General features: G+C 41.1%; 29 protein-coding genes, 1 pseudogene and 1 riboswitch. Of the genes and pseudogenes, 18 read left to right on the top strand and 12 right to left on the bottom strand.

Annotated features, from left to right (window positions below; translation table 11 throughout):
- Positions 1–9 precede the first annotated feature (9 nt).
- From I4V44_RS06980 to I4V44_RS07005, 6 genes are all read right to left on the bottom strand, one after another.
- Positions 10–840 (bottom strand): sensor histidine kinase, encoded by an 831-nt coding sequence (locus I4V44_RS06980; protein WP_055053339.1) that lies wholly within the window; start codon positions 838–840, stop codon positions 10–12.
- Entirely contained in the window at positions 824–1,507 is a 684-nt protein-coding gene (locus tag I4V44_RS06985; protein ID WP_147418846.1) for a hypothetical protein, read from the bottom strand. The genes I4V44_RS06980 and I4V44_RS06985 overlap by 17 nt, the downstream gene beginning before the upstream one ends.
- Before the next feature lie 249 nt (positions 1,508–1,756).
- Positions 1,757–2,479 carry a LytR/AlgR family response regulator transcription factor gene (locus I4V44_RS06990; RefSeq protein ID WP_055053386.1) on the bottom strand — a complete coding sequence of 241 codons (723 nt, stop codon included), beginning with the start codon at positions 2,477–2,479 and terminating at the stop codon, positions 1,757–1,759.
- Positions 2,480–3,044: 565 nt separating this feature from the next.
- Positions 3,045–4,634, bottom strand: coding sequence for an AAA family ATPase (locus I4V44_RS06995; protein WP_055059458.1), 1,590 nt, complete (start codon positions 4,632–4,634; stop codon positions 3,045–3,047).
- 215 nt (positions 4,635–4,849) lie between these two features.
- On the bottom strand, positions 4,850–5,146 hold the full coding sequence (locus tag I4V44_RS07000; protein WP_055059457.1) for a type II toxin-antitoxin system RelE/ParE family toxin: 297 nt from the start codon (positions 5,144–5,146) through the stop codon (positions 4,850–4,852).
- Positions 5,143–5,529 carry an AbrB family transcriptional regulator gene (locus tag I4V44_RS07005; RefSeq protein ID WP_044996646.1) on the bottom strand — a complete coding sequence of 129 codons (387 nt, stop codon included), beginning with the start codon at positions 5,527–5,529 and terminating at the stop codon, positions 5,143–5,145. The genes I4V44_RS07000 and I4V44_RS07005 overlap by 4 nt, the downstream gene beginning before the upstream one ends.
- Before the next feature lie 327 nt (positions 5,530–5,856).
- Here I4V44_RS07005 and I4V44_RS07010 point away from each other — a divergent pair, with 327 nt between their 5' ends.
- From I4V44_RS07010 to I4V44_RS07060, 11 genes and pseudogenes are all read left to right on the top strand, one after another.
- Entirely contained in the window at positions 5,857–6,840 is a 984-nt protein-coding gene (locus tag I4V44_RS07010; protein ID WP_055059456.1) for a DUF3878 family protein, read from the top strand.
- A 39-nt stretch (positions 6,841–6,879) separates the two neighbouring features.
- The gene (locus I4V44_RS07015; protein WP_055059455.1) at positions 6,880–7,683 is read left to right on the top strand and encodes an HD domain-containing protein; all 804 of its coding nucleotides are present in this window, start codon (positions 6,880–6,882) and stop codon (positions 7,681–7,683) included.
- Positions 7,658–8,245: a M48 family metallopeptidase gene (locus tag I4V44_RS07020; RefSeq protein WP_119243178.1), complete on the top strand. Its 588-nt coding sequence runs from the start codon at positions 7,658–7,660 to the stop codon at positions 8,243–8,245. Before I4V44_RS07015 ends, I4V44_RS07020 begins: the two co-directional genes overlap by 26 nt.
- Positions 8,246–8,321: 76 nt before the next feature.
- A pseudogene (locus I4V44_RS07025) lies at positions 8,322–9,548 on the top strand (endonuclease Q family protein); the annotation flags it as partial.
- Positions 9,549–9,617: 69 nt separating this feature from the next.
- Positions 9,618–10,076 carry a metallophosphoesterase family protein gene (locus I4V44_RS07030; RefSeq protein ID WP_055199850.1) on the top strand — a complete coding sequence of 153 codons (459 nt, stop codon included), beginning with the start codon at positions 9,618–9,620 and terminating at the stop codon, positions 10,074–10,076.
- Positions 10,077–10,141: 65 nt separating this feature from the next.
- The gene (locus I4V44_RS07035; RefSeq protein ID WP_008707032.1) at positions 10,142–10,573 is read left to right on the top strand and encodes a hypothetical protein; all 432 of its coding nucleotides are present in this window, start codon (positions 10,142–10,144) and stop codon (positions 10,571–10,573) included.
- A 317-nt stretch (positions 10,574–10,890) separates the two neighbouring features.
- Positions 10,891–11,358, top strand: coding sequence for a hypothetical protein (locus I4V44_RS07040; protein ID WP_022380930.1), 468 nt, complete (start codon positions 10,891–10,893; stop codon positions 11,356–11,358).
- 19 nt (positions 11,359–11,377) lie between these two features.
- Positions 11,378–11,746 carry a CidA/LrgA family protein gene (locus I4V44_RS07045; RefSeq protein WP_020993269.1) on the top strand — a complete coding sequence of 123 codons (369 nt, stop codon included), beginning with the start codon at positions 11,378–11,380 and terminating at the stop codon, positions 11,744–11,746.
- Entirely contained in the window at positions 11,743–12,435 is a 693-nt protein-coding gene (locus I4V44_RS07050; RefSeq protein WP_022380929.1) for an LrgB family protein, read from the top strand. Before I4V44_RS07045 ends, I4V44_RS07050 begins: the two co-directional genes overlap by 4 nt.
- A gap of 334 nt (positions 12,436–12,769) precedes the next feature.
- Complete coding sequence (locus I4V44_RS07055) at positions 12,770–12,991, top strand: hypothetical protein (protein WP_022380928.1); 222 nt, start codon at positions 12,770–12,772, stop codon at positions 12,989–12,991.
- 177 nt (positions 12,992–13,168) lie between these two features.
- Entirely contained in the window at positions 13,169–14,137 is a 969-nt protein-coding gene (locus I4V44_RS07060) for a biotin--[acetyl-CoA-carboxylase] ligase (protein WP_118633222.1), read from the top strand.
- Between the two features lie 63 nt (positions 14,138–14,200).
- Here I4V44_RS07060 and I4V44_RS07065 read toward each other — a convergent pair whose 3' ends face one another.
- The 3 genes from I4V44_RS07065 to I4V44_RS07075 are packed head-to-tail and all read right to left on the bottom strand — an operon-like array spanning position 14,201 to position 15,971.
- The gene (locus I4V44_RS07065; protein ID WP_196002527.1) at positions 14,201–14,965 is read right to left on the bottom strand and encodes a hypothetical protein; all 765 of its coding nucleotides are present in this window, start codon (positions 14,963–14,965) and stop codon (positions 14,201–14,203) included.
- Positions 14,966–14,969: 4 nt separating this feature from the next.
- Positions 14,970–15,464, bottom strand: coding sequence for a hypothetical protein (locus I4V44_RS07070; protein ID WP_118341778.1), 495 nt, complete (start codon positions 15,462–15,464; stop codon positions 14,970–14,972).
- The gene (locus I4V44_RS07075) at positions 15,465–15,971 is read right to left on the bottom strand and encodes an RNA polymerase sigma factor (RefSeq protein WP_081017031.1); all 507 of its coding nucleotides are present in this window, start codon (positions 15,969–15,971) and stop codon (positions 15,465–15,467) included. It abuts the gene before it with no gap.
- A 440-nt stretch (positions 15,972–16,411) separates the two neighbouring features.
- Here I4V44_RS07075 and I4V44_RS07080 point away from each other — a divergent pair, with 440 nt between their 5' ends.
- Together I4V44_RS07080 and I4V44_RS07085 are read left to right on the top strand one after the other, a co-directional pair.
- Positions 16,412–17,602 carry an alanyl-tRNA editing protein gene (locus I4V44_RS07080; protein WP_271724892.1) on the top strand — a complete coding sequence of 397 codons (1,191 nt, stop codon included), beginning with the start codon at positions 16,412–16,414 and terminating at the stop codon, positions 17,600–17,602.
- Between the two features lie 139 nt (positions 17,603–17,741).
- Positions 17,742–18,620 carry an amidohydrolase family protein gene (locus I4V44_RS07085; RefSeq protein WP_118341776.1) on the top strand — a complete coding sequence of 293 codons (879 nt, stop codon included), beginning with the start codon at positions 17,742–17,744 and terminating at the stop codon, positions 18,618–18,620.
- Between the two features lie 183 nt (positions 18,621–18,803).
- Here I4V44_RS07085 and I4V44_RS07090 read toward each other — a convergent pair whose 3' ends face one another.
- The gene (locus I4V44_RS07090; RefSeq protein WP_196002528.1) at positions 18,804–19,982 is read right to left on the bottom strand and encodes a hypothetical protein; all 1,179 of its coding nucleotides are present in this window, start codon (positions 19,980–19,982) and stop codon (positions 18,804–18,806) included.
- A gap of 537 nt (positions 19,983–20,519) precedes the next feature.
- Positions 20,520–20,624: riboswitch (THF riboswitch) on the top strand.
- Positions 20,625–20,710: 86 nt separating this feature from the next.
- Between I4V44_RS07090 and I4V44_RS07095 the strand changes: the two genes are divergently transcribed.
- On the top strand, positions 20,711–21,271 hold the full coding sequence (locus I4V44_RS07095) for a folate family ECF transporter S component (RefSeq protein ID WP_008707011.1): 561 nt from the start codon (positions 20,711–20,713) through the stop codon (positions 21,269–21,271).
- 180 nt (positions 21,272–21,451) lie between these two features.
- Here I4V44_RS07095 and I4V44_RS07100 read toward each other — a convergent pair whose 3' ends face one another.
- Positions 21,452–22,228 carry a GNAT family N-acetyltransferase gene (locus I4V44_RS07100; protein ID WP_118341775.1) on the bottom strand — a complete coding sequence of 259 codons (777 nt, stop codon included), beginning with the start codon at positions 22,226–22,228 and terminating at the stop codon, positions 21,452–21,454.
- A gap of 100 nt (positions 22,229–22,328) precedes the next feature.
- The gene (locus I4V44_RS07105; RefSeq protein WP_118759016.1) at positions 22,329–23,027 is read right to left on the bottom strand and encodes an SGNH/GDSL hydrolase family protein; all 699 of its coding nucleotides are present in this window, start codon (positions 23,025–23,027) and stop codon (positions 22,329–22,331) included.
- A 431-nt stretch (positions 23,028–23,458) separates the two neighbouring features.
- Here I4V44_RS07105 and I4V44_RS07110 point away from each other — a divergent pair, with 431 nt between their 5' ends.
- From I4V44_RS07110 to atpH, 4 genes are all read left to right on the top strand, one after another.
- A complete protein-coding gene (locus I4V44_RS07110) occupies positions 23,459–24,121 on the top strand; it encodes a F0F1 ATP synthase subunit A (RefSeq protein WP_008707008.1) in 663 nt (220 codons plus the stop codon).
- Positions 24,122–24,383: 262 nt separating this feature from the next.
- On the top strand, positions 24,384–24,602 hold the full coding sequence (atpE, locus tag I4V44_RS07115) for an ATP synthase F0 subunit C (protein WP_008707007.1): 219 nt from the start codon (positions 24,384–24,386) through the stop codon (positions 24,600–24,602).
- Between the two features lie 40 nt (positions 24,603–24,642).
- On the top strand, positions 24,643–25,143 hold the full coding sequence (gene atpF, locus I4V44_RS07120; RefSeq protein WP_020993266.1) for a F0F1 ATP synthase subunit B: 501 nt from the start codon (positions 24,643–24,645) through the stop codon (positions 25,141–25,143).
- On the top strand, positions 25,124–25,627 hold the full coding sequence (gene atpH, locus I4V44_RS07125) for an ATP synthase F1 subunit delta (RefSeq protein WP_008707004.1): 504 nt from the start codon (positions 25,124–25,126) through the stop codon (positions 25,625–25,627). Before atpF ends, atpH begins: the two co-directional genes overlap by 20 nt.
- Positions 25,628–25,630 lie beyond the last annotated feature (3 nt).

Here is a 25,630-nt window from a genome sequence, read left to right on the forward strand (position 1 = left end):
CTCCTTTTTTCAGAGATTTTTTATCTGTAGTAAGACAATGGAATCAAAAGTATTATTATGGTCGATCCACTGATAAGAGCCATTATACTTCTGGCAGATATCTTCAATAATAGAAAGCCCATATCCATGAGCTCCCGGTTCTGATTTCGTAGTCTTATGTGTAAAAGTCTGCATCGGGTTCTTGGTATTGTGCATATACACAGTCAGAAATCCGTTGGAAATGTTTGCAGACAGCCGGATTTCAGGATCAGGATTGCCGGAAGCGCTACAAGCTTCGATAGCGTTGTCCAGAAGATTAAAAAATATACTGCTCAGGTCAGTCGTATTAATGGAAATCTTTTCCGGTAAAAGGATCTCGTAGGATACCTGGATATGTTTCTGTTCTGCACGAAGCCGTTTCCCTTCCAGGATTGCCTGCAACAGGTTATTCTGACAGTAAGGATGAAAGCGTTCCTTCTGAAAAGTCTGATTCAGATTTCTGATGGCAGTATCAGCCTGTTCATATTTTTCCTGTTCCAGGAGTGACTGGAAGTCCTGAAGTCCCTGTACAGTTTTGATCTGAAAATCCCGAGTATCCTGTCTGCGAATCTGAAGACTGTAATCCTGTTCCTGTTTTAATTGTTTCTGCTTTTGAAGAAAAGCCAGTTCCATTTCAGTATTGGATTTCTTTAACACATCAGAAAGAACGCAGTATAAAAGGATACAGATAAGGACCATAAATACTGCTAGGATCAGAAACATATGATCAATTTTTTCTGTATAAATTGTAGACAGAAAATATAGTAGCTGGAATACAAAGAGGAAGAGAAATAAAGGAATCAATTTAATGTTCTTTCTCATGACTGCAATCCTCCTCTGGTTGTTTTTCTTGTGGTCTGCAATTAATCCGGGACAGAACAGAAGCGGTATATGTTTCTGCTTCCTCATATTTTTTCATATCCATCAAATACATGACAGACATGATGTGATTCTCAATATCGTGATTCCATTTCCGGAGACTGGCATATTCATTACTTAACTGAACGGAATCGTTTATCTGCTTTTTCATCAGCTTAATTTCCATTTTTTTCTGTAAATATTCCCTGTGCTGTTGGGCTAAAGAACGGACTGCACGCAGAAACAACAGATAACTGCCGATGCATATGATCCAGTAAATGATGCTCAGAGCCAGAACTGCTTCGGGCTTTTTCTGAAGGGAAATTATAACATTGAGAAAAACCGGAGCGATCAGTGGCAGTAACAGTTGTAAAAAGGTGAGTATTTTCAAATAATCTATACACTGCCGCAGGATTTCTGATATTTTCCAGAGAAGAAACAGGCCAAGCAGGATGTTGGAGAGTTCGATAACGAAATATTCTGCAGGTGAACAACTGGATATCAGGTTGTGCGGAGTATAGGTATCGGTCGGTATAAAAAGATTATGAAGTGCAATGAAAACACTGGTACATAAAATTTCCGGACAGATTATCAGCAGCTGGAAAATAAAATAAACGGCTAATTTTTTCATAAAAGATGCCTGGAATAAAAAAAGTGTTACAAGAAATGTTGTAAGCTGAAATACGATTGTAATTCCATTATGCTGTGATTCACGTTTGATCCAAAATAACAGTGCCATAAATACTGACAGACACAAAAACAGCGGGAGTGAGATCTTGTGTTTGCTTGGCAGGATCCTGCAGCAAAAGTAAAGCAGTCCAAAACACAGATAAAGGCTGGATAGAATACACAAGAATAGATTGATCATATGACTGCTCATTTACTGCACCTCCCTGTGACCGGCAAGCATCATGAAAGCAAACGCGTCCTTAAACTGCTGGTAATAAGATCTGCTGACAGGGATCTCTGTATTATCAGAAAGTATAATGCCCTTATGACTGTAAGTACGTACAGCATGAAGATTAACGGCAAAGCTGTTATGGCAGAGACAGAAATCTGGTTTCATTCTTTCTGTAAGAGCTGTCAGTCTTTCTTTTGTTGTATATGTTCCTGTTCTGGTATAGATCGTGGTCTGCCTCAGATTTCGTTCCAGATAAAGAATATCGGAGCAGAGCACCTGATAATTGCGTGAATTTCCGGAGAAATACAGATACCGTGTATGCAGTTTCTCGAGCTTCTGGCATGCTGTCCTCAGAGCCAGAGGAAGATACTTTTCCATCTGCTGTTTATGGATAAAGTAGGCATGTTCTGTCTCATATACTGCGGTAGCATATTGCAGATACTGGCTGATAAAAATAATCTGAGTGTCCGGGCTGATATAGTTGATCTTTTCTGCAAGTGAGATGCCATTTACATTGTCAGAACCAAGATCAATATCTGTCAGTACAATGGAATAAGGACATCCATTTTCAGCAACAGTCCGGAGAAATTCATCACCGGATGCGAAATGTGTTATTTCAAAAGCTCCCGGAGGATACTTTTGCAGAATAGTATGTATTATTTCATAATGTGAAGGGTTGTCTTCGCAGATTGCAAGTTTCAAAATTGGATTAAGCTCCTTTGGATTAAAGTGGTTGTAGTTTCTTATGTCAGTGACAATATCTGTCGGATATGCCAGATGGATAAAATGAACTGTATTTCCAATAATCATACTATAAAAAATAACGGGATGCAATTTGTCTGTGAGGAAGATTGGAAAAAATCGGTTAAATATGTAGTGAAATATAGTTGTTTGTGTGAATGCATGCGATTTCGGGAGTCTGTGTGATACAATCAGGATATGGAAACAAAGAAGCGATTTTAAAGATTTTGTGCGTGAAAAATTATTAATTCCTGGTACTTTCAAGCGCTGAATATAGAATATATGTGAAAGCGGTATTGTTTCCATGGGAGAAGAAAAATATTATAAGAATGACTGTCTGAAAATCATTATGGACATATATAAAGTGATTGGAAGTATCAGGAAACTTCTGGTAATAATACAAATGACGAAGGAATAGACAGAGAGTGGGAATGGGTTAGCTTACAAGAGCTTCCCATTCCTGCATTTCTTTTCTCGTATAGATAATCGGTAAGATGTTCTTCGTAAAGGACAATCAGCCCCTTTATTATTTCTCAGAGTATTTTTCGATTACACAATTATGTGTTTTCTGTTTTTTATCATAAGAAATTCCAACAAGTAAAATATTGTCAGTATAATTTGTAACAGCCTCAGGGTACTGCCTGTTTTTTATCTGCCGGATTGCGGTCTGGGCATTTTGATTCCATTTTAACTCAACAACAAGTGCAGGGTAATCTCTGGAATATTCTGGTTTTGGGAGGTAGACAAAATCTGCAAAACCTCTGCCTGCAGGAAATTCACGTATAGGTTTAAAATAATACCGCATAGTGCTGAGATAACCGATGGACAGAATGCTGCTGAGGGAGTTTTCGTTGTTGTACTGAATAGCTGAAGCGTATTCATTGTGTATTTTTTCAATGGATCTGGCCACAGTGTCTGCGTCCATGTCCAGAGTGGCATCCAGCAACTCTGAGGATTCCTGCTGGAATGTCAGAAATTCATTCCATTTCTTTCGTTTAACAGCTTTGGCAAGTTCCTGACGGATTTCTTCGTTTGGAACAAATGCAGAATGAGTGTCCTGATCATAACCCAGATATCCCAGATGGATCAGGCAGGTAAGAATATCATCTCTGCAGGTAAAGTTCACCATATCATTCTGGAAAGTCGTAGGATCGATTTCTACGGAATTACCGGACAACATTTCTATAATGGCAGTTTTGAGTCCGTCAAAATCCATATTGATCAGAGGCACAATTGCTTCGTAGGTTCCGGTATCCGACCAGTAGCTTTGGAATTTATTCCAGATCATTAATTCTACTACTGCTTTAGGATTGTATACCTGATATTGCTCCAGCAGATAACCGTCATACCAGTGCTTGGTTTTGGAGAAATCCCGGTGGTATTTTTCGCAGAGCATTCGTACTTCTTCCTCCGTAAAGCCAATATATCTGGAAAAGATCCTGGCGTCAGTCATTGTAAACTCCGCAAAATTGTTCAGAGCTGACTGTGTTTTGATTTTTTTGATTGGAAGAATCCCGGTGAGGTAAGCCAGTTGAATATATTTGGTAGGTTCAGAACCTTTGAACATACCGCGGAGAAAGTTGATGTATTCCTCTTGGACTACCAGGTCGGTAGAGGCATCTCGGATTAAAACATCCCATTCATCAATAATTACTACGAACTTTTGACCAGTGGCAGTGTTAATGCAGGACAGAGCCTCAGGCAGAGAGCTTATGGAGTCAGGCAGAATTTCAGGGTAATAATTTCTTAATTCCAGAATCGTTTTTTCAGTGATGTAGGAAACTACATTCTCCGGACCGCCGGCTGGTTCCATACACCATTGAATATCCAGATGGATCACATCATATTGATTCAGATATTTCGTGAAACCAGGTGCCTGACCGATTTCCAGAGATGAGAACATTTCTTCGGAACTACAGCCTTTACAGTAATATGCGGTGAGCATATCGGCAGTGATGGATTTCCCGAACCTACGGGGGCGACTGTTGCATATGAATTTTGCAGTGGTGTCCATAACCTTATTTGTATATGCCAGTAAACCGGTTTTATCTACATAGATTTCTGAATTCAGCGCAACCTGAAAAGCGCTGTTTCCCGAATTTACAAATCGTCCCATGGAAATGACTCCTTTCTGTTCAGTGTTTTTTATCATGTATACTGATTGGTTTCTTTGTTCTATTGTAAAATGCTATATTCAGAATGTCAATGAGACATGGCAAAGATATCTGACATCTGATACGGGAGCGCAGGAATAAATTTTGTCAATAGAATAATCCCCTGGAAGTACTGATTAACTTCCGGGGGATTATCTTGTGATACAAATATGTACTGTTATATAGTGCGTATATAACGTTTTAACTCCTCGTAAAAATTTTCTCTGGTTCCGGCCATGATAATGATGATTATCAAATCATCAAGCTGTCTCACCCGATATGCCAGTTCATAATTAGTTTTATTATAATAAATGTCATAACCGTACATTCCTGCCAGATCACCTGTCTTTTCTTCGCCGATGGAATAATCTTCACATATCATTTCAATAGCTTCTTTGTACAGAGATTTCAGCTTTTTATCTTTAAGTTTTTTCAGAAATTTTGCTGCAGGTGGAAGGATCTGTACCTGTGTCATTTTTCATCCTCCGTTCCGAAAACATCCTCTAAGGAGTATCCTCCTGATTTAGATTCTGCGACCCGGTCTGCTTCGGCAAGCATTGCTTCAACTGCCGGACGGATTTTTCGCTGTGTCTGTTTAAATTTCTCAAGTAATTCTTCACCGCTATATCCCTGTCTGATCAGATCGGCAAGAATCTGTTCGGCAAATTCACCACTGGTATTTTCTTTAACGGGGCGTAAAACCAGTTCGTTTCCACGCATGATACATTCTGCTTCCGTATTAAAACCCAGAAGCGTAAAAAATTTCTGCGGGATAGTAATCTGGCGTTTAGATGAAATACTGACTTTTTTTGATTCCATGGATGCGCTGCCTTTCAATGGGATTGTTGCTGTTGCCATTCGTGTATGCCTCCTTCCTATTTTATGTTTGTTTATTCTGTAATATACATACTGCTTGGTTTCTTTGTTCTTTGTTATATTGTAAAATATTATGTTTGGGATGTCAATTACAGAGAAGTAAAATCAGTTTCTTTATTGAATAGAAAAATTTTTCTATTTGGCAGAAAATATGATTAGTGATATCATAAAAATATATCTGTAAAATTGTGCAAATGTATCCTGCTTCTGCATTGCGGTAATTCCATGAAACGATGCAATGGATTCTTTTATCAAGTGTGTTAAACAGAATCGGCGAAAGACATTGTACAGAAACAGCAGGAGTTAAGGATGGAAGATATAATGGAAGACAATTTTGAAAAATTAAATCTGCTTCTGGAGCAGGAACAGTGTGAATTTGTGGATATTCCAGATAGTTTTACCGGACAGACGGAGAGTGGAGAATTACGACTGATCTATCTGATGAATGATGCAGTGGAGAGTTTTCTGATTCTGAAAAATGCCAGGATGACGGGAAATTATGTCAGGGATTATGAAGGAGAGTTTGAGGGCTCTATAGAGAAAGCGGACAGGGATTTATGTGAGGCAGAGTATATTTTGGTGATTCATCAGGGGCAGAATGTGTTTACTGTATTCTTTGAAGATATTTTGCTGGAAACACAGTTGTATAATTATGGAGAGCTGGGACATTTCTGGGTGAAGGGCTATGAAAATCTCAGGGTAATGGAGTATCAGATTGCCATATTGCGTGATAAATATGAGTATCTGGGAGAAAAATATTGCACTGAGTATGAAGGAAAGCTGGCAATGCTGCGTGATTTCCCACCGTTAAATTATCTTTTTTATCCGGCAGTACCGGAGAAGTATATTGTTCCGGTGGACAATCCATGGGAGGTAACGGCGGAAGCACTGGCAGTTATGCAGGAACTGGCAACGGAAGCAGGAGATGAAAAACTGGGAAAAATGCTCAGGCGCTATGAAAAAAATTCGGATATATCAAATGCCAAAAAGATAGCCGGAATGCTTTGCAGGAGCAGTCATTTACCGGTGATTACTCTGCTGGGAGAAAAAATCAGGGAAGCAGCATCGGTCTATCCGGACAGAGATTTTGGCAGAAAACAGAATAAATATCTACATGAATTGATGGAAAAAGCTGAACGAAGAAAAGAAGAATTGGAAGCAGAGAATGTTCAGACTCTGATCTACAGAGAAGAACCTTTCATTTATGACTGTGATTCCATATCGTTTCAGGTATATCTTATGATTGTGAGAAAAGGTGTATGGAAGCAGAAAATAATGGTTGAGAAAATATAAAGTAGTCCGAACAGGAATAAAGAAGGGATTATAATAATAATGGATAAATTATTAGACTTAACAAGAGACTTTGATGCAGCGAAAGCTGCTTTTGAAGCATATCTGGATGAATATGACAGAGCAGATGATAAGATTCATCTGAAGATCGTACATACTTATGGAGTGGTTGATGCAGCAGAGGACATTGCCCGCCGTATGGGGCTGGGTGAGGAAGATGTACAGCTGGCGAAGGTAATCGGATTGCTCCATGATATTGGAAGATTTGAACAGATTAAACGATTTGACAGCTTTGAACCGGGAACCATGGAGCATGCAGTATATGGTGCACAGCTTCTGTTCGGACCGGAGAAAATGATCCGCAGATTTGTGAAGGATGACAGGTTTGACAGTTTGATCTGCACTGCGATTGAGAAGCACAGTGATTTCAAACTGGAAGGAATTACGGACGAGAGAACCCTGCTTCATGCAAAGTTAATCCGAGATGCAGACAAGCTGGATAATTGCAGGGTAAAGCTGGAAGAGTCAATGGAAACACTTCTGGGAGTGGATGAGAAGGGTGTTGGTGAAGGAGTAATCGCACCAAAGGTATGGGAGTCCTGTATGGCAAAGGAATCTGTATTATCTTCAGACAGAGTTTCAAAAGTGGACTACTGGATTTCCTATATTGCTCAGTATTATGACATCAATTTCCCGGAAACCTATGAGATCATGCGTGAACATGATTATGTGAAAAGGATCATGGACAGGGTTCCTTATGCATTGCCGGAAACACAGGAAAAGATGGATATTCTGGCAGCAGAGATGGGGGAATATATGGATGAGAGAATTCGAAACAAAAAATAATCAGGAGAAATTCACCTGCGGAGAATTGGAATATCAGGTCATAAGAAGTGCCAGAAAAACCATGACTCTGGAGGTTCACAGGGATGGAAACGTAATCGTTCGCGCACCTCTCCGTACAGGTCTGCCGAGGATCAAAAGATTTGTAAACCAGAAGCAGGAGTGGGTTCTGGGATGTCTGGAACGGACAAAAGAATACCGGGAACAGAAGCCGCTGAGCGCAGATCTGAGCGAATCGAAACGAAATGTCTATATACGAAAAGCAAAAGAAACGATTACCAAAAGAGTTTCTTATTTTGCCAGACTCATGGGCGTTTCTTACCGCAATATCACCATCAGAGAACAGAAAACAAGATGGGGAAGCTGTAGCAGTGAGAAGAATCTGAACTTTAACTGGAAACTGATACTGGCGCCTCCGGAAGTGCTGGATTATGTAGTGGTACATGAACTCTGCCATCTGAAGGAAATGAATCATTCGAAGGCATTCTGGGACGAGGTCGGGAAAGTAATGCCGGAGTATGAGACGTACAAGTTGTGGCTGAAAGAAAACGGATGGAAGTTATAAATATATCTTTGGGTGTTGATATTTTATAACTCTGGAAAAGAAATACTTTGATGTGAATTTAAGGGGATAAATGTTAATGAAAATGATAGCTGATCTGCACATTCATTCCAGATTTTCCATGGCGACAAGCAAAGAGGGCACGCCTGAAAATCTGGATTTCTGGGCGAGAAAGAAAGGAATTTCACTGATTGGAACAGGTGATTTCACGCATCCGGTATGGAGAGAAGAACTGAAGGAGAGACTTGTTTCAGAGGGAAACGGCCTGTATCGTCTCAGAGATGAATACGTAAAAGAAGAAAGCCGGAAGTTCCCGGGAGAAGGAACACGTTTTGTTGTCTCCGGGGAAATCAGTTCTATTTATAAGAAAAATGGAAAGACCAGAAAAGTACACAATGTAATCCTGCTTCCCGGTCTGGAGGCAGCAGATGCCATGGCACAGCGTCTGGAAAAAATCGGAAATATTCACTCAGATGGTCGTCCGATTCTTGGTCTGGACAGTCATGATCTTCTGGAAATGATGCTGGATGTATGCCCGGAAGGAATTCTGATTCCGGCTCATATCTGGACACCGCATTTCTCTGTATTAGGTGCGAAATCAGGATTTGATTCTGTAGAGGAATGTTTCGAGGAACTGGCACCGTATATACATGCACTGGAAACAGGGCTTTCCTCTGACCCGGCTATGAACTGGAGAATTTCCAAACTGGACCGCTATCAGCTTGTATCCAATTCAGATGCACATTCCCCGTCTAAGCTGGGGCGCGAGGCGAATCTGTTGGATATTGACTGTTCCTATGAAGGACTTTATCGGGCAATCCAGACTGGCGAAGGGCTGGAAGGAACAGTAGAATTTTTTCCTGAAGAGGGGAAATATCATTTCGATGGTCACAGAAAATGCGGTGTATCATTAAGCCCGGTGGAAGCAGAACGGCTTGGAGGAATCTGCCCTGTCTGCGGAAAGAAGCTGACCATGGGCGTAGATCACAGAGTAGAACAGCTTGCAGACAGAGCGGAAGGTTTTGTGAAAAAAGATGGTAAGAAATATGAAAGCCTTGTACCTCTGCCGGAAGTGATCTCTACATGTATGGGCTATTCCGCTGCAAGTAAGAAAGTGCAGGGGTGTTTTGAACAGATGATTCAGACACTGGGGACAGAATTCGACATTCTGCGAAATGTACCGTCAGAAGATATTAAATCCTGTGCAGGAGAACGGATTGCGGAAGGAATTGAAAATGTAAGAACCGGAAATGTGAAGAGAATTCCGGGGTATGATGGGGAATATGGAAAGATTGAATTGTTTGATGAAAATTAAACATAGAATGATGAAATTATAAAACGGCCTATAAGAGAATGATTAGCGAGGAAATAGTGTATGAAGAAAATAGGGATTATTTCAGATACCCATGGCCTGCTCAGGCCGGAAATACTGGGAATTTTAAAGGGTTGCGACTGTATTATCCACGCAGGTGACGTAAACAAACCGGAAATTCTGGATACACTGCGTATGATGGGTTCTATTTATGTAGTCCGAGGAAATAACGACAAAGATTGGGCAGAGGGAATGGCGAAAACCTTACACTTTACCATAGAAGGGGTAAAATTTTTCATGACTCACAATAAAAAAGATGTAGACTGGGATTTAAAAGACACACAGGTAGTCATCTTCGGACATACCCATAAATACTTCGAAAAAATGATAGACAACCGTCTATGGCTAAACCCGGGAAGCTGCGGCCCCAGACGCTTCGACCAGGAGATTACCATGGCAGTAATGACAGTCGACAATGGAACCTATCAGTGGGAAAAGGTTGCTATGATTCCTGAAAAGTAAACAGAAGACAAAGTAGATTGGTCAGGAGGGAAGAAAAAATACACAGTAATGAAGGTGGTGATAATATGCACAAGTGGAATGAGATTACAGATGAGAATTCGCTGAAGGAATTTATGGAAAGAGTGTCGTTTTTCCATGATAGCTGTATCAAAGAGATGCATTATCTGAGCGGAGCATATGTTAATGAAAACCTGGATATGTATCCTGTAAACGATCGCAGGATTTTGAGAGTAATAATACAACGGCAGTATGAAGAAGATTCAATGATTGAAATGGAATTTCAGGGATTAAAATACTTAAAGTTATTTCCGGCAGACGAACGCTATTCATGCGAAATACTCGATTCCAATATAATTCTGAAAGAGGATTGTATCATCTGGAGCGACTGCGAAGATAAAACAGAGCTGGAAGATGGAGACACAGGAACTTTGGTATGTGCATCTAAACTTCGATGGCGTTCGATTTTCGGATATATGGGAGAGAAGAATTATTGGTAGGTGTGCCCTTTCCCACATTTCTTTTGACCCAAGGGGTGTGTAACAGCACAGTCTCTACTTCAATAATCCTTTGGATAAAGCCTTTATGATTTATGTAAAGTATATCGTATTTATTCTTTTTCGTAAAGAAGTCTGGATGGAAGTTCTGCTTACCACAGTATAATATATAGAAGAAAAAGTTTTTGCAGAAAAGAATCAGGATTCTGTAAAAACTTTTTTTTTACGCAGAAACAACCTTGCAATTTGTGATGAATACGCTATAATAAAAAAACGTAATGAACCAAGATTGGTTAGACCAATATAAAGGAGTTGAATATTTGAAAAATAAAAAAGAACGAGACTGGAAGTTTATCATCGGTATGATTGTTCTGCTCGCCATTTTTGCTGTAATGGGAGGTGCTTTCTGGAATATGGTAGGAAAGCAGGCACAGATAGTCAGGGAGGAAGAGCAGAAAGAGGAAGCAAATGCTATTTCTGCAATCTATATCGAGACAGGAGAATTTCTGAAGACCGGAGTTTTTGTGGATCTGAACAATGGAACTATTTTCAGCGCAGACATACCGGCAGAGGGCATTTACAATAAAAAAGGAAAATTAATTTCCGATGATGTATTGGAAAATGGGGATAAAGTAAAGATATACGGCGATGGGATCATGCTGGAATCTTTCCCGGGACAGTATCCGGGCGTGACAAAGATCCAGAGAACCGGTCGAGCATCTCTCGAGGAAACTCAGGAGTACGAAGATCAGGTAACTGGAATGATGAAGCCTGTAGCCGTTCAGTAAGGATTAGAGGAGACTGAAAATGAAATACGTAAGACAATTCTGGATTATTTTACTGATATCCGCAATGGGAGAGGCATTACATGTTCTGATTCCGCTTCCTGTACCTGCAAGTGTGTATGGACTGGTGATCATGCTGATCGCACTGGGAACACACATTATCAGGCTGGAACAGGTCAAAGAAGCAGCTGAATTTCTCATAGAGATCATGCCGGTTATGTTTATTCCGGCAGGTGTCGGATTACTGACAGCCTGGGGCATACTGAAACCGGTATGTGTGCCGATCATTCTGATCACAGTGATCACCACAGTTGTGGTAATGATTGTGACAGGTCGTGTCACACAGGCAGTTATTCGTATGGACAGAAAGAAAGGACAGAAAAGATCATGACACAATTTATGAGTAATTCCCTGTTTTTTGGCGCAGCGATCAGTCTGATCGCATATGAGGCAGGACTTCTTTTGAAAAGAAAATTTAAGATGGCAATTTTTAATCCGCTTCTGATCGCGATCATTGCAGTAATAGCTGTGCTTTGTTTACTGCATATTGATTATGATACCTATAATCAGAGCGGTCAGTATATAAGCTACCTGCTCACACCTGCAACGGTCTGCCTGGCAGTTCCGCTGTATCAGCAGATGGAACTTCTGAAAAAGAATCTGAAAGCTGTAATCATTGGAATTGTTTCTGGTGTGCTTGCCAGTCTGGTCAGTGTGCTGATCCTTGCAAAGCTGTTCAGCCTGAGTCATGAACAGTATGTAACACTTCTTCCGAAGTCTATTACAACTGCCATCGGAATGGGCGTTTCTGAAGAACTTGGAGGCATTGTGACTATTACAGTTGCAGTTATTATTATTACCGGTGTTCTTGGAAATATGATCGCAGAGACTGTGATCAAACTTGCGCGTATTGAAGAACCAATCGCTAAGGGCCTGGCACTTGGAACCTCTGCCCATGCTATCGGTACTGCAAAGGCAATGGAGCTGGGTGAAATAGAAGGTGCCATGAGCAGTCTTGCGATTGCGGTTGCAGGTCTGCTGACAGTTGTAGGTGCATCTGTGTTTGCTCAGTTTATGTAAAAAATATAACATTAAAATCAGATAAGAGGATTGTCGTGGCAGGTGATGAGTGGCACGGCAGTCTTTTTTATGTTATAGGAAATTACTCCGTAATGTTCCTATAACATAAAAAAGCCCTCCGGGCAGGATTCTTTCTTAATTTTAAGTTTCAGAATCCGGAAAAATTTATAATAAAAAAACGGCAAACAAATGTTCTAAAAACTCTTCCATTTTTGAAATGGGTATGTTATTATATATCAAAAGAAAGAGAATATATGTTCGGAAAATATGTTCGGGCATAATCGATCAGAGGATAAGGGCGATTTTTATCTGTCTGACATGAAGGAGGAGTAAAATGATGAATGCAGTAAATACCACACAGAGAATGAGAAGAAAGGAAAGACATAAATTTTCAAGGACAATGGCAGTGATCCTGGGGCTGATCGTTACCTTGGAAGTGATGGTTGCAGGTGGTATGATATTTAATATTGATTTTCATTCTGCTGACATGGTTGCAGTAGTTATGGGATTTATGGTGTTATATGCGGGGATTGTGGCAATCCTGACAGACAATTGATTACTGTACGGAAAATGTTACTGAGAACGGAGTGAACAGTAACACCGGAAAATTATGTGATAAGATATTTCCGGCAGAACATTAGACAAAAAGCATACCAGATGATATGATTAGCAGTAGATGATCAGAGAAGAGATAACGTGAAAATAATGGGACAGAAAGTAAGAAAGGGAAATTATGACTGTAAAATCAAGTCTTTTGGAAATGCTGGAGAAGAATAAAGGAGAAGTGCTTTCCGGTGAGAGCATTGCCGGTGAGCTGGGATGCACCAGGGCAGCAGTGTGGAAGGCAGTAAAGTCGCTCCGGGAAGAAGGGTATCATATAGAAGCAGGACCGAATAAAGGATATATGCTTGCGAAGGATACGAACCGTCTGTCGCAGGAGGGAATCCGCCTGTTTCTGGATGATCCGAAGGTTAAGATAGATATTTATGATGAACTGGAATCTACGAACCAGACTGCCAAGAAAGAAGCTATGATGGGAGAGGCCGGACATGGGGCATTTGTCATTGCCAGGAGCCAGACTGCAGGCAGGGGGCGCAGAGGCCGGGAATTCTATTCTCCTGCAGATACAGGTCTTTACATGAGTGTGATCCTGAAGCCACAGGGAACCATATATGACAGTCTGCTGATCACAACTGCGGCAGCAGTGGCAGTCTACAGAGCAGTTGCTCAGATCTGTGGAATCCAGCTTGATATTAAATGGGTTAATGATCTGTTTTATAAAGGAAAGAAAGTCTGTGGAATCCTCACAGAGGCTGTCACAGATTTTGAGAGCGGAAACATTGAGTTTGTGGTAGTTGGCATGGGATTGAACCTCTATCTGGACCAGGAGAACCTGCCTGCGGAATTAAGAAATATAGCGGGAGCTCTTTATGAGACAAAAGAAAATGCAGAACAGACAGACCGTAATAAACTGACTGCAACGATCGTGAACGAGCTGCGAAAAGAAACAGCAGATCTGAAACTGTCTCCGGATTATGTGACACATAATATGATCCCGGGACATCAGATCACAATTACAGACGGAAACTCTTCCAGACAGGCATTTGCATTGGAGATATGCAGGGACGGACGGCTGAAAGTACGGGAAGAAGATGGACAGGAGACAATATTATCCTTTGGAGAAGTTTCGGTATCCATGTGAGGATAATGAGAATGGGATTGTTACATGAAGGTAGATTCCTTGATGTGACAATCCCATTTTGTGTCATGATTCAGAATTTGTTGTTTGTGATGAAGCATCCTTCTGAGACACTTCGGCGGCAGAATCTTTTTTCAGAGATACCGGGTTGCCGGTAGTGGTGTTATCTGTGACATCTGTATCTGTGCAGCAATCGGGATTCGTTGTATCTGTGGTGTTTTTAGCTGCGTCAGTTGTTATATCCGAAATATTCTGCTGATACGGACGATAAGGTGTCCAGTAATGTTCTTCCTCAGTAAAGCTGTCGGGCTGTTCTTCATCCAGTGCATCCTTCTTGCGGGTGAGAATATAAATCCCTGCAAAAATGATAGCAGCTGCAATCACAAGCTGCGGCAGATGATATGTGAATCTGCCGATAACATCAGCCAGATATCCGGGTAAGATCATATAGAGGAAATCTACCAGGGTGTTCCACAGAATAGAAGCACCAAGGAAAATCAGAAGAATCGCAGTTATCTTTCCGTGATGTTTAAGCAGAGAACTGATATCTCCTGCCAGTTCATCCATATGAAGGACATAGGAATCTTCTATGGAGTAAAATTCTTCCTCAGAAAGAGACTTCAGATTGTGCACATTAAAGAAACTGTAGAACCAGATGATCGGGATCAGAAACACAAGCCAGTCCATTCCGGTACATGCTCCGATGGCAAAGATACCCCAGAATAAGAACATAATACTGATTCCCTGTTTTTTGAACCCCATGTACATTTCTCCTGCGCCTGGGATCAGGGAGAAGATAAAAAGCCAGAATCCACGTTTTTGTTTTTGCATACTTTTATTTGCCTCCATTCATTAATTTGCTGGAAAAATCACTGACATATTTTATAAAAGAGCTGGTGCCATCACCAATGTTCTGTCCAAGTTCTCTGGTGAACTGGTACAGTCTGCCGCTTTCGTGCTCGGGCAATATTCTGTCTGTCTGAGAGGAAGTATCCTGATGTAAGGAAGTGAAATCCAGGTTCGGGATACTGAATAAAAGCAACAGGGCAACCATCACACCGGCAGCAGTCTGAAGACTGTAATGGAGCAGCTGGATTTTGCGGGATGCTTTATTTGCTGCCCGGGCAAGCTGCACTTCACCGGAGCCTGCTTTGTCCAAAATCTGTTCCATCAGATAGGAGGGAGCAGTATCCGTACTGTTGTTTTCCTGTTCTATCATCTGATCCAGACAGAAATCGCAGTGATCAAGATGTGACAGAAACTCAATGACTTCCTGTGTGTTCATATTTCCGTTGTCAAATTCTATTAAATCCTTCTTATTAATATGCATCTAATCACCCCTTTCAAGCATTTTTTTCAGCATTGCCCTTGCGCGATAGAGTTGTGTCTGAATTGTTTTCGGATTTTTCCCTGTCTGCTGTGCAATCTCAGGTACTGATAATTCTTTGCAGAAATGTGCGTAAGCGACTTCTTTGTAAGGACTTTTCAACTGCATACACAATGCTTCTACGTGAGTGTTGGATGCAGTTTTCATATATTCATCTTCGGGAGAGGATTGCCTGTCCGGAATCTGGGAAAAGTAGGTGTCTTCTGTTGGAATACTTCGCCGCCCGGCTGCTTTCAGATAATCCAGACACTTTCGGACAGCGATCTTACTTAACCAGGCTTTCTCATAATTACCATCAAAGCGGGAAAGGTTCTTATAGGCAGACAGAAAGACTTCCTGAGTGAGATCTTCGGCATCAAATGGATTACCGACAGATTTCAGGCAGATCGAATATATTAAGTTCTGGTATTGCTTAATCAGATATTCCAGATATTGCTTTTCTGTGATCATTACTGTCTCCTTTTTCCTGTTCATTTAATTATAACGCAGGAGGTGGGGGAATGGATTCAGATATTGGAGGAATATTGGAAAATCTTTGGGGTGGGGACGCGCAGAAAAATAGTTTGTTTTGTGTGCGGTTTCGGACACTAAGATATTCTAAGCTGGCAAAAATCTGCTAAAGGCATGAGAAAAATGCCACAAACTCGCCGCATAGCGGCTCAGACAGTGTGTCATTTTTCTCATAACGCAGATTTTTGCCAGCTAAGAATATCTAAGTATCCTGCAAATGCACACAAAACAAACTATTTTTCTGCGCTGGTGATTGGCTGTTTTGCTTAGCGGATTTTTATAAAAATATCTCGGAGTGACAGTCTTGCGAACACTTCTGATTTGGTCTATACTGGATTGCAATGAAATAAAATATGGCATTTATGTTTATATGGAAGATAATGCAGGGTAATGTGACAGTTAAAAAGGAGAGACAGATTATGACAGAAACAAGACGTTTATATTATGAAGATGTATATAAAAAAGAATTCACCGCAACTGTTGTAGAGTGCAGAGAGCAGAAGAAGGGCTATGTGGTCATTTTGGATGAGAGTGCTTTTTATCCGGAGGGTGGCGGTCAACCAAGTGATGTGGGAACGCTGGGTGATGCAAAGGTGACAGAGGTTCATGAGAAAGATGGAGAATTACTTCATTATACTGATAAGGCTCTGGAAGTGGGGGCGAAGGTTGAAGGAAAAATTGACTGGGCGCGGCGTTTTGACCTGATGCAGCAGCATTCCGGTGAGCATATGGTCAGCGGTATTATTCATGAGAAGTATGGTTATGATAATGTGGGTTTCCATATGGGAAGCGATGTGATTACTGTAGATCTGAATGGTATGCTGGATGATGCGCAGCTTGCAGAAATTGAGCGTGAAGTGAATGAGAGAGTCTGGGAGGATAAGGAAGTTGTGATCACTTATCCTGATGCTGAGGAACTGAAGACTATTGATTACAGAAGTAAGAAAGAATTGACAGGACAGGTTCGTATCGTGACGTTTCCGGGAGTAGACGTATGCGCCTGCTGTGGAACCCATGTGACACATACAGGTGAGATTGGAATGGTGAAGCTTCTTTCTGTAGTGAAATTCCATGATGGTATCCGTATGGAGATGATCTGCGGTAAACGTGTTCTGGATTATCTGAATATGGTGAATGAGCAGAATCATCAGATTTCCATGAAGCTTTCTGCAAAGATGGACAGAACAGCAGATGCAGTACAGCGTCTTCAGGATGAGAATTTCCGTATGAAAGGCCAGGTTGCCCGTATGGAAGAAGAGATGTTTAGGGCAGAGGCTAAGAAATGGGAAGGTGCAGGAAGTGTCCTGATCTTCAAAGAAGGTCTGGAAGCAGATTCTGTACGTAAACTTGCGGATGCAGTGATGAATACCTGTGAGGGCTGCTGTGCAGTATTTTCCAGAAATGAAGATGGAAGCTATAAGTATGCTATGGGCGAGATTGACGGGGATTTACGGCAGTATACAAAGGAAATGAATGCTGCATTAAACGGAAGAGGCGGCGGAAAGCCATTCTTTGTCCAGGGGTCTGTGCAGGCAGCAGAAGACGAAATCCGAAATTTTTTTGAAAAATAAAAAATTGTAGATAAAAGATTAAGTAAAACTGCGGAGCGGTTATTGAGCATAGAGTTGCATAGCGAAGCGGATGAGTTTATCCGTCTGACTCTATGCTTTGAGTTAAGAAAGCAGCAGGGAAGAGGAAGAGAAACAGGAAATGTTTGGAGAATGTCATGCGCATATCATTATGGATGGCGTGAATTACCGCCATGCAATTGATATGCATAAAAATGGACCGGACGATAAGATCATAAGAGAGCATCTGAAAGCATACCAGGAACGGGGAATTGTTTTTGTACGGGATGGCGGTGATGCGCTGGGTGTTTCTGCGAGAGCGAAAGAGCTTGCACCAGAGTATGGAATAGATTACAGAACTCCGATATTTGCCATTCATAAAGAAGGACATTATGGTTCTATTGTGGGAAAAGGTTTTGCCACAATGGTGGAATTTCATAAGCGTGTTCTGGAGGCGAAACAGGCAGGGGCAGATTTCATTAAGATTATGACTACCGGGATTCTGGATTTTAATGAACATGGAGCCATTACCGGAACACCTCTGGATGGGTCAGAGGTAAAGGAAATGGTACATATTGCACATGAAGAAGGTATGGCTGTTATGTCCCATACCAACGGAGATTACGGAGTGCAGGCAGCAGTGGCTGCCGGAGTGGACAGTCTGGAACATGGAAACTATATGAATGAAGAAAGCCTTGCCATGCTGGCAGAGAGCGATACAGTCTGGGTTCCGACTCTGGTTACAGTGAGAAATCTTCTGGGAGACGGGCGTTATGATGATGAGACTCTGAAACCGATCATAGAATCCGCAGAAGAGAATATCAGAAAAGCATTCCGGCTGGGAATAAAAACAGCCCCCGGAAGTGATGCGGGGGCTTACAGAGTTCTTCATGGAAAAGGAATCCGGGATGAAGTTCAGTCCTTTGCAGAAATCCTGGGAGATCAGGATGCTACATACCGCTGGCTTGCGGAAGGTGAAGCGGAAATCAAGAAGAAATTTACGGTTACTGTTCACTGGTGATATCCCGCAAGGTGTTTTGTGTGAGCGAAGGTCACAGAAAACCCGAGACATACCGTGCGAATTTATGCGATTAGCATAAATTAAGTTTGTGAAGCAAACGATACTCCTTGGGCATTGCACAAGGAGGTTCATATTTCCTGCATCGCGAAGCGTGTTACTGAGAACGGAGTGAACAGTAACAATTTACGCATCCTGTACCTTAATTGCTGTATAAATATTAGAAGATTTTGATTTGGATGGATGGAAGGTAACACACACATAGTCGCCGTATTCCATGCCGCCTGCAGTGAGATCCTGCGCGTTTTCTGTACGGAAGGTATCTATGGCACCGTCATCTGTCTGTACAGTGATGGTGTTGGCAGTACTTCCAATGATCGTGCCGGTTACTGTAAAGGAAATATGTTTGTCATTAATGGTATCAGGATCCTCACCTGTCACAGCAATAATACGGACTTCTTCCAGGGATGTTGTTTCCAGATCTCCGATATAAGTAACATTAACATGAGATCCCGGGGCAATTCCTCCCTTGAAGTAAGCGGGGATTGCTGACATATCCAGATTAAAGGAGGTGTCACTTCCGGCAGGAAGAATCCGGAGGATATTCAGATTTACTCCCTGTACAGTTGCCAGCAGCTGTTTTTCTTTATTTTCTATCTGCTCCGGTGTTTGTGTGAGCTTTGGATCTGGAGTTGGGGTGGGATCCGGTATTTCCAGATCTTTCAGATCTGAAATACTCAGCACTTTCAGGTGACTGGCATTTAAGGATGCGGAAGAATCATTGGAGGTATCCGGGAATTTCCCCTTGAATGTAAGGTAAACCCAGTCACCGGCTTTGATTCCATTCTGATAATACTGTTTTGTTCCTGTGATCGGATAGGTGGCTGTTTTTCCCTTCTTTGATTTTATTGTGATGGTATTGGAAGTCAGGGAAATGACCTGCCCATGTGCAGTGCGCTTTTTCAGTTTGTTTTTTTTATGAAATTCATCTACAACCTTCAGAACATGTACACTGCCTGTGTCAGTACCGGAAAGCTGACCTTCGTAAATGATACTGATCTCATCGCCGGTGATCATGCCGCCTTTACATTCCAGAGTGGCATTGGAAACATTAAATACATAGGAGGCACTGTCCGTGTTCAGAATAAGCTGGCTTCCTGAAAAATCCTGCAGGGTACCGGAAAGTTCATCCATATAGATACGGTCTTTTGTTTCGATTTCAGTTGTGATGTCAGATGAAGAAGTAAGTTCCCGGACGGATGTGTCTCCGGTGGATGTGAATTGTTCCAGTATGGTTTCAGGGCTGCATCCGGCAAAAGAAAAGCTAAGGCCGGCACAGACACATGCAGCAAGCAGTTTTTTCATAATATAGACAGGACCTCCGATAAATCATTCGTTTGAACATGATTCCTGCCGTATGCAATAATTATTTACAGGGAGGGATATTGCTTTCCGGCGGTTCGGGGATAAAATCAAAAATTTTCCGGTAGCTTTCCCATTCGTCATTATCTTTGGCAGGAGTGCATATCAGGCCGGTACATTCCGTACAGGCGTTGGTATTCAGGTAATTATCATAACATATATTATAAGGATTTTGGCAGTTATTTTTACATATTTCTGACATTTTTTACCTCCATGATTATAGCAGACCGGGGCGGGATATCTGTATTCATGTAATTTCTCATTTCTGAAGATGTCGGACTGCTGCATAATGTTATAGTATTAGTATATGCGGCTGTTTTATTCATAGACTTACGAGTGTTTGCAGCAATATTCTCAAGTAAAAAAAACAGACCATTCGTATAGAATGAACAAAAAACAGCATTCAAATTTGTGAAAATAATAACGAAAAATATATTGCAATTTCTATGGATTGTGTTATAATTTCGATAAATAAATAATAGCGAAGTAGGATTTTATGCGTCAAGTGTTCACAGGCTGGGGAGTCGCCGTGAAACGAAAAGCAGAAAGCGTGCTGCTTACGATATGATTTCCGCACCCGTTGCTACATATGAGAGCATCTCATAATGTGGAGGGATTATTATTTATGTAACTACTCTATTTTTTAAACACATTATGGAGGTGTTTTTATTATGCAGAAAAAACAATATTGGAACGTAAAAACATTGGTGTTCATGGCTCTTCTGATCGCCATGCATCTGGTACTCACACGAGTTCTGGTCATTGATCTTGGTGCGTACCGTATTTCTGTGGGAAGTGTATGTACAATCCTTGCAGGTCTGTGGCTTGGCCCGGTAGCTGGTGGTGTCTGTGGATTATGTGCGGATATTATCGGGTGTTTTATGAAAGGCTATGCTGTAAATCCGTTTATCACAGTTGCAGCAATCCTCTGGGGTGTGCTTCCTGCCCTTGCAAAACCATTATTTGCAAACAGAAAGAAAACAGGAAAGACAGTTGGTATCTGCGTATCTATCGTGGTAACTGCAGTTCTCAGCTCTCTGGTGCTTACAACAGCAGGACTTGTGATCATGCTTGGATATAATTTCTATGCGATCATGCCCGGAAGACTGGTACAGTTTGCAATTATGATCCCGATTTACTGTGTATTAACATGTCTGCTGTATTTCAGCCCGCTGACAGCGATGGTTGTAGGTAATACATCACCTGCAGTGCTGAAAAACAAAACCGTATAATTGAGTCGGACATGAAATACAGAAAAAGACCTGAACATTAGAACGATGTACGGCATAGCTGGCGCGAGTTATGTTAATTACATATCAATTGATTCCCCGAAAAAGAAAAGTTAAAATCTAAAAAAACTAAGAACTATCTGTAAAAGCAGAAAATGAAAATGCTTTACAGATAGTTCTTTTTTATTTCTCTGGTGGGAAATTTCCGTTTTCATCCGGCTGTACGCGGAACCAGTAAGTATAAAGCTGCTGGAATCCAAGTGATCTGTATAATGCCCGGGCATTGTCATTTCCTTCTACAACCTGAAGATATGCATTCTGTGCACCTTTTTTCATTCCTTCTTTCAGAAGTCCTGTGCAGATCTGACGGGCATAGCCATGTTTGCGGTATTCCTCTTTGACATGGATGGCGTAAATACCGATGTAGTCTCTGTCCAGGATACCAAGCCCTGTTGCAATGATCTGCCCGCCTATGCGGATGCAGGCGCAAATGGTTTCTTTGAGGATTGCCTGATACATGGATGGTACAACTTTTCTGTGAATCGGATTTATAGTATTTTTTAGATTGAACAGACTTTCAATCCATTCAGACGGAATGTTATTGTAGAATGTTACATCAGGATATGGAGTATCCAGATGTGCGGCGTTCATGCTCATTGCCATGACATTGGTGGTATGCTGGATGGCATATCCCCGATTCTCCAGAACATAATCAAAGTCAGGAGAGACAAGAGGACTGATCTTAAATACAGCGGGGGTTCCCAGACGCTTATATACGCTTTCACAGTATGGGATTTTTTCCCGCCAGGTGAGGGTGGAATTGCCGAACTGTTCTACGCTGTTGGTTCTGTGTGTATAAAAATAAGAAAATCTCAGGATCCAGCCGTCGTATAATTCCATCTTGTGAGATGGCCAGGCATTCAGAGACATATCTTCAATCTGTTTAATTGTAGTTTCCATAATATAAGGAAGACTCCTTTCCATAATAAGTCCGCAGATATGAGCGAGGACAGTGATTTATTATACAAAGTTCCGGGAAAATGCGCAATAGTTTATCTGTTCAGGGATTGTTATCAATGCTTTGAAGGAGAGGGAACAGTTTCTCGGCCAGAAGCTTATGCCCATACAAAGTAAGATGAATCCCGTCTGTTGTTATGGCATCAAATCCCGATTGAGTTGCTTCCTTATTAAAATAGTTATGCAGAGGCAGAAATGGAAGTCTGAATCTGACAGAGAGCTGTCGGATAATATCAGACATGGTATGGACATAGGGAATCCATGTCTCATATTCTTCCGGATGTGGAAAGATAAAGGGTTCCATAAGGATTACCTGCCTGGCATCTGTAGTGAGCAGATTCAATAATTCATTGTAATGAGTGGCAAACTCTCTCATCATCTGTTCTTTCTGAGAATCCGTCCGGTCTGTGTTCATTATCAGACCGATATCATTGATGCCGATCAGCAGAGTTATAACAGGAGAGTGATGCAAAAGAATACGGTGTTGACGGATATTTTCAAGGACTCTTGCCACAGTGAAGCCATCTATGCCACAGTTCCTGAAATGTATGGCACCTGTTGATTTATCTGTTAACTGTACAGCGCTTGATGAGCGTCCGACGGTATCTGCGGATATGGAGAAAGAAGGAGTCTGATTATGGAACATTTCTGAGAGTATCTGTACATACCCATTTCCCAGAGGAAAATCTTCAAATAAATGATTACAGTCCGTAATGCTATCTCCCAGACAAATGATTTGCATAAAAAACCTCCTGTTTGGTATTACCAATATAAGGATTGGTAAGTGCAGAGATATAAAATTTATATAAAAACCATATAAAATAATATCATCTGCTTACAGTTCGGTCAATGAAAATTGCCTTTTTTTCGTGAAAATGCATTAAAAAAATTATGAAAATCTATTTTTCAATCAAAATATCTGGATGAAATGCACAAAAAGAAAATCTATTTTTGCCAGAAATAGTCAAAATAATTGTTGACTTTTTAACGGATTTTAATATAATAATCTCAAAATCTTGAATCGATGGAAAGCTTATGAAATATTTTACAGACATAAGTTTAGGAATCCTGGCTGAGGCATCTGAGGCAGACAGCATAAAAAGCCAGAATATCTTCCGGAGATTTAAATAGAAAAAGGAGGGAAAAGAAACGGGTAATTTAGCAGACACGTTAATGGAAGAACTTCAATGTAAGACAGTTTTTACCATACCGGTGTTTGGAGGAATACCAGTTGCAGAGTCAGTAGCAGTGACATGGGTGATCATGGCAGTGCTTTTAATTTTGTCATTGGTGCTCGTAAGAAACCTGAGTGTGGAAAACCCCGGTAAGAAACAGCTTTTGCTGGAAACCGGTGTCAGTTTTCTTCATAACTTCTTTAAGGATATCCTTGGAGAAGAGGGAAAAATGTATATTCCCTATCTGATGACAGTTGTCATTTACATTGGAATTGCAAACATTTTCGGTGTGTTTGGATTTGTACCGCCTACAAAGGATTTAAACTGTACGATTGGTCTTGCGATCACAAGTATTTTTCTGATCGAGTATGCAGGATTCCATAAGAAAGGTCTGAAAGGCTTTCTTAAAAGCTTCGCAGAGCCGGCACCGATTATGCTGCCGATTAATATTCTGGAGGTCGTTATTCGACCGACATCACTTTGTATGCGACTTTTTGGTAATGTGTTAGGAAGCTATGTGGTTATGAAACTTCTTGAGTTTATATGCCCGGCAGTTCTTCCTATTCCATTCAGCCTGTATTTTGATTTCTTTGACGGATTCATTCAGGCGTATGTATTTGTATTCTTAACTTCTTTATTTATCAAAGAAGCTATTGAATAAAAAAGATTACTGTTCATACAGGAATATGACACCTATATAAGACCTGAGACGCGGGACATAAGGGATAAGACAGCAGTTATGAACAGCACTTAAATGCTGTCCGGATATTCGGTGGGTCATAACGGTCATAAACAGCCGTTGGTACAGACATCTGTTGCACAGGCATCAAATGATTTCATCGGAATATCGACAGGATAGCATATTGTGAAGAAAGATTTGTAATATTTAGTTTATTTCAGTTAAACAACAGGAGGAAAAAGTTATGTTAGTAGCTATTGGAGCAGGAATCGCAGTTTTAACAGGTATTGGCGCTGGTATCGGTATTGGTATGGCAACATCCAAAGCAGTAGAAGCAATCGCAAGACAGCCGGAAGCAGAAAGCAAGATCAGCAAATCCCTTCTTTTAGGATGTGCCCTTGCCGAGGCAACAGCTATTTACGGTTTCGTTATCGGTCTTCTGATCGTTATCATGCTTGGCTAATTGATGGATAAAGAATAACTAAGAAAGGCAGGTGGGACAGGTGATTGAGATTAACATCAACCTGGTCTTTACAATTATTAACCTGATTGTTCTTTATCTTTTAATGAAAAAGTTCTTATTTGGTCCGATCCTCAATGTGATGGAGCAGAGAAAAAACATGATCGACCAGCAGTTCGCAAGTGCCAAAGATACAGAAGAACAGGCATATGAACTGAAAGGCAAATATGAAGATGCACTGAAATCTGCGAAAGACGAATCCATGCGTATTGTAAACCAGGCAAAGGATGAGGCAAAAGTACAGGCTGAGCGTATTGTAAAAGATGCAAACACACAGGCTGGTGCAATGCTTGACAAAGCAAAGGCAGATATCAGGACAGAGCAGGAAAATGCTATGAAGGCTATGGAAAGCAGAGTGGCAGAGATCGCGCTGGATGCAGCCTCAAAGATCATGGGAGAGAAAAACAGCAGTCAGCAGGATTTGTCCCTTTATGACCAGTTTATAAAAGAGGCAGGTGATTCCAATGACGGAAACAAGCATTAATTATGCAAAAGCATTATATGAGCTTTCTGTCCCGGAAGAAGCTGTTTTGGAGACAGAAAAGATTTTCAGGGGTACCCCGCAGTTAAAAGGTGCCCTTGAGAATCCACTGGTTTCTTTAAAAGAAAAAGAACATGTAATTGACAGAGTCTTCCCACAGGAGATGAAAAATTTCCTGAAGGTGACCTGTAAATATCAGAAAATCAGCAGCATTTATGATATCCTGGAAGCATATGGCAATTACAGCCGCAAGCAGAAAGGAATTCTGAAAGCTGTTCTCACATATGTAACAAAACCGGAAGAAGCCCAGAAAGAGAAGATGGAAGATTTCCTTCGCAGGGAATTTGGAGCAAAGGAAGTAATCCTTACTCTCAGAGAAGACAAATCTTTGATCGGAGGCTTCATTCTTTCTGCCGGAGACAAAGAGTTCGACTGGAGTCTCCGCGGACGTTATAACAATTTAAGACAGAAATTGACACGGAGGTGAATA

The organism is Blautia sp. 1001283B150304_161114_C9, from assembly GCF_015668165.1.
In the GTDB taxonomy this organism is placed as follows: Bacteria; Bacillota; Clostridia; order Lachnospirales; family Lachnospiraceae; genus Blautia_A; species Blautia_A wexlerae.

Excerpts from the sequence above, each read along its gene's own strand:
- I4V44_RS06980 (WP_055053339.1), bottom strand. The coding sequence starts at position 840 with ATGAGAAAGAACATTAAATTGATTCCTTTATTTCTCTTCCTCTTTGTA.
- I4V44_RS06985 (WP_147418846.1), bottom strand. The coding sequence starts at position 1,507 with ATGAAAAAATTAGCCGTTTATTTTATTTTCCAGCTGCTGATAATCTGT.
- I4V44_RS06995 (WP_055059458.1), bottom strand. The coding sequence starts at position 4,634 with ATGGGACGATTTGTAAATTCGGGAAACAGCGCTTTTCAGGTTGCGCTG.
- I4V44_RS07000 (WP_055059457.1), bottom strand. The coding sequence starts at position 5,146 with ATGACACAGGTACAGATCCTTCCACCTGCAGCAAAATTTCTGAAAAAA.
- I4V44_RS07005 (WP_044996646.1), bottom strand. The coding sequence starts at position 5,529 with ATGGCAACAGCAACAATCCCATTGAAAGGCAGCGCATCCATGGAATCA.
- I4V44_RS07010 (WP_055059456.1), top strand. The coding sequence starts at position 5,857 with ATGGAAGATATAATGGAAGACAATTTTGAAAAATTAAATCTGCTTCTG.
- I4V44_RS07015 (WP_055059455.1), top strand. The coding sequence starts at position 6,880 with ATGGATAAATTATTAGACTTAACAAGAGACTTTGATGCAGCGAAAGCT.
- I4V44_RS07020 (WP_119243178.1), top strand. The coding sequence starts at position 7,658 with ATGAGAGAATTCGAAACAAAAAATAATCAGGAGAAATTCACCTGCGGA.
- I4V44_RS07030 (WP_055199850.1), top strand. The coding sequence starts at position 9,618 with ATGAAGAAAATAGGGATTATTTCAGATACCCATGGCCTGCTCAGGCCG.
- I4V44_RS07035 (WP_008707032.1), top strand. The coding sequence starts at position 10,142 with ATGCACAAGTGGAATGAGATTACAGATGAGAATTCGCTGAAGGAATTT.
- I4V44_RS07045 (WP_020993269.1), top strand. The coding sequence starts at position 11,378 with ATGAAATACGTAAGACAATTCTGGATTATTTTACTGATATCCGCAATG.
- I4V44_RS07050 (WP_022380929.1), top strand. The coding sequence starts at position 11,743 with ATGACACAATTTATGAGTAATTCCCTGTTTTTTGGCGCAGCGATCAGT.
- I4V44_RS07055 (WP_022380928.1), top strand. The coding sequence starts at position 12,770 with ATGATGAATGCAGTAAATACCACACAGAGAATGAGAAGAAAGGAAAGA.
- I4V44_RS07060 (WP_118633222.1), top strand. The coding sequence starts at position 13,169 with ATGACTGTAAAATCAAGTCTTTTGGAAATGCTGGAGAAGAATAAAGGA.
- I4V44_RS07065 (WP_196002527.1), bottom strand. The coding sequence starts at position 14,965 with ATGCAAAAACAAAAACGTGGATTCTGGCTTTTTATCTTCTCCCTGATC.
- I4V44_RS07070 (WP_118341778.1), bottom strand. The coding sequence starts at position 15,464 with ATGCATATTAATAAGAAGGATTTAATAGAATTTGACAACGGAAATATG.
- I4V44_RS07075 (WP_081017031.1), bottom strand. The coding sequence starts at position 15,971 with ATGATCACAGAAAAGCAATATCTGGAATATCTGATTAAGCAATACCAG.
- I4V44_RS07080 (WP_271724892.1), top strand. The coding sequence starts at position 16,412 with ATGCAGGGTAATGTGACAGTTAAAAAGGAGAGACAGATTATGACAGAA.
- I4V44_RS07085 (WP_118341776.1), top strand. The coding sequence starts at position 17,742 with ATGTTTGGAGAATGTCATGCGCATATCATTATGGATGGCGTGAATTAC.
- I4V44_RS07090 (WP_196002528.1), bottom strand. The coding sequence starts at position 19,982 with ATGAAAAAACTGCTTGCTGCATGTGTCTGTGCCGGCCTTAGCTTTTCT.
- I4V44_RS07095 (WP_008707011.1), top strand. The coding sequence starts at position 20,711 with ATGCAGAAAAAACAATATTGGAACGTAAAAACATTGGTGTTCATGGCT.
- I4V44_RS07100 (WP_118341775.1), bottom strand. The coding sequence starts at position 22,228 with ATGGAAACTACAATTAAACAGATTGAAGATATGTCTCTGAATGCCTGG.
- I4V44_RS07105 (WP_118759016.1), bottom strand. The coding sequence starts at position 23,027 with ATGCAAATCATTTGTCTGGGAGATAGCATTACGGACTGTAATCATTTA.
- I4V44_RS07110 (WP_008707008.1), top strand. The coding sequence starts at position 23,459 with ATGGAAGAACTTCAATGTAAGACAGTTTTTACCATACCGGTGTTTGGA.
- atpE (WP_008707007.1), top strand. The coding sequence starts at position 24,384 with ATGTTAGTAGCTATTGGAGCAGGAATCGCAGTTTTAACAGGTATTGGC.
- atpH (WP_008707004.1), top strand. The coding sequence starts at position 25,124 with ATGACGGAAACAAGCATTAATTATGCAAAAGCATTATATGAGCTTTCT.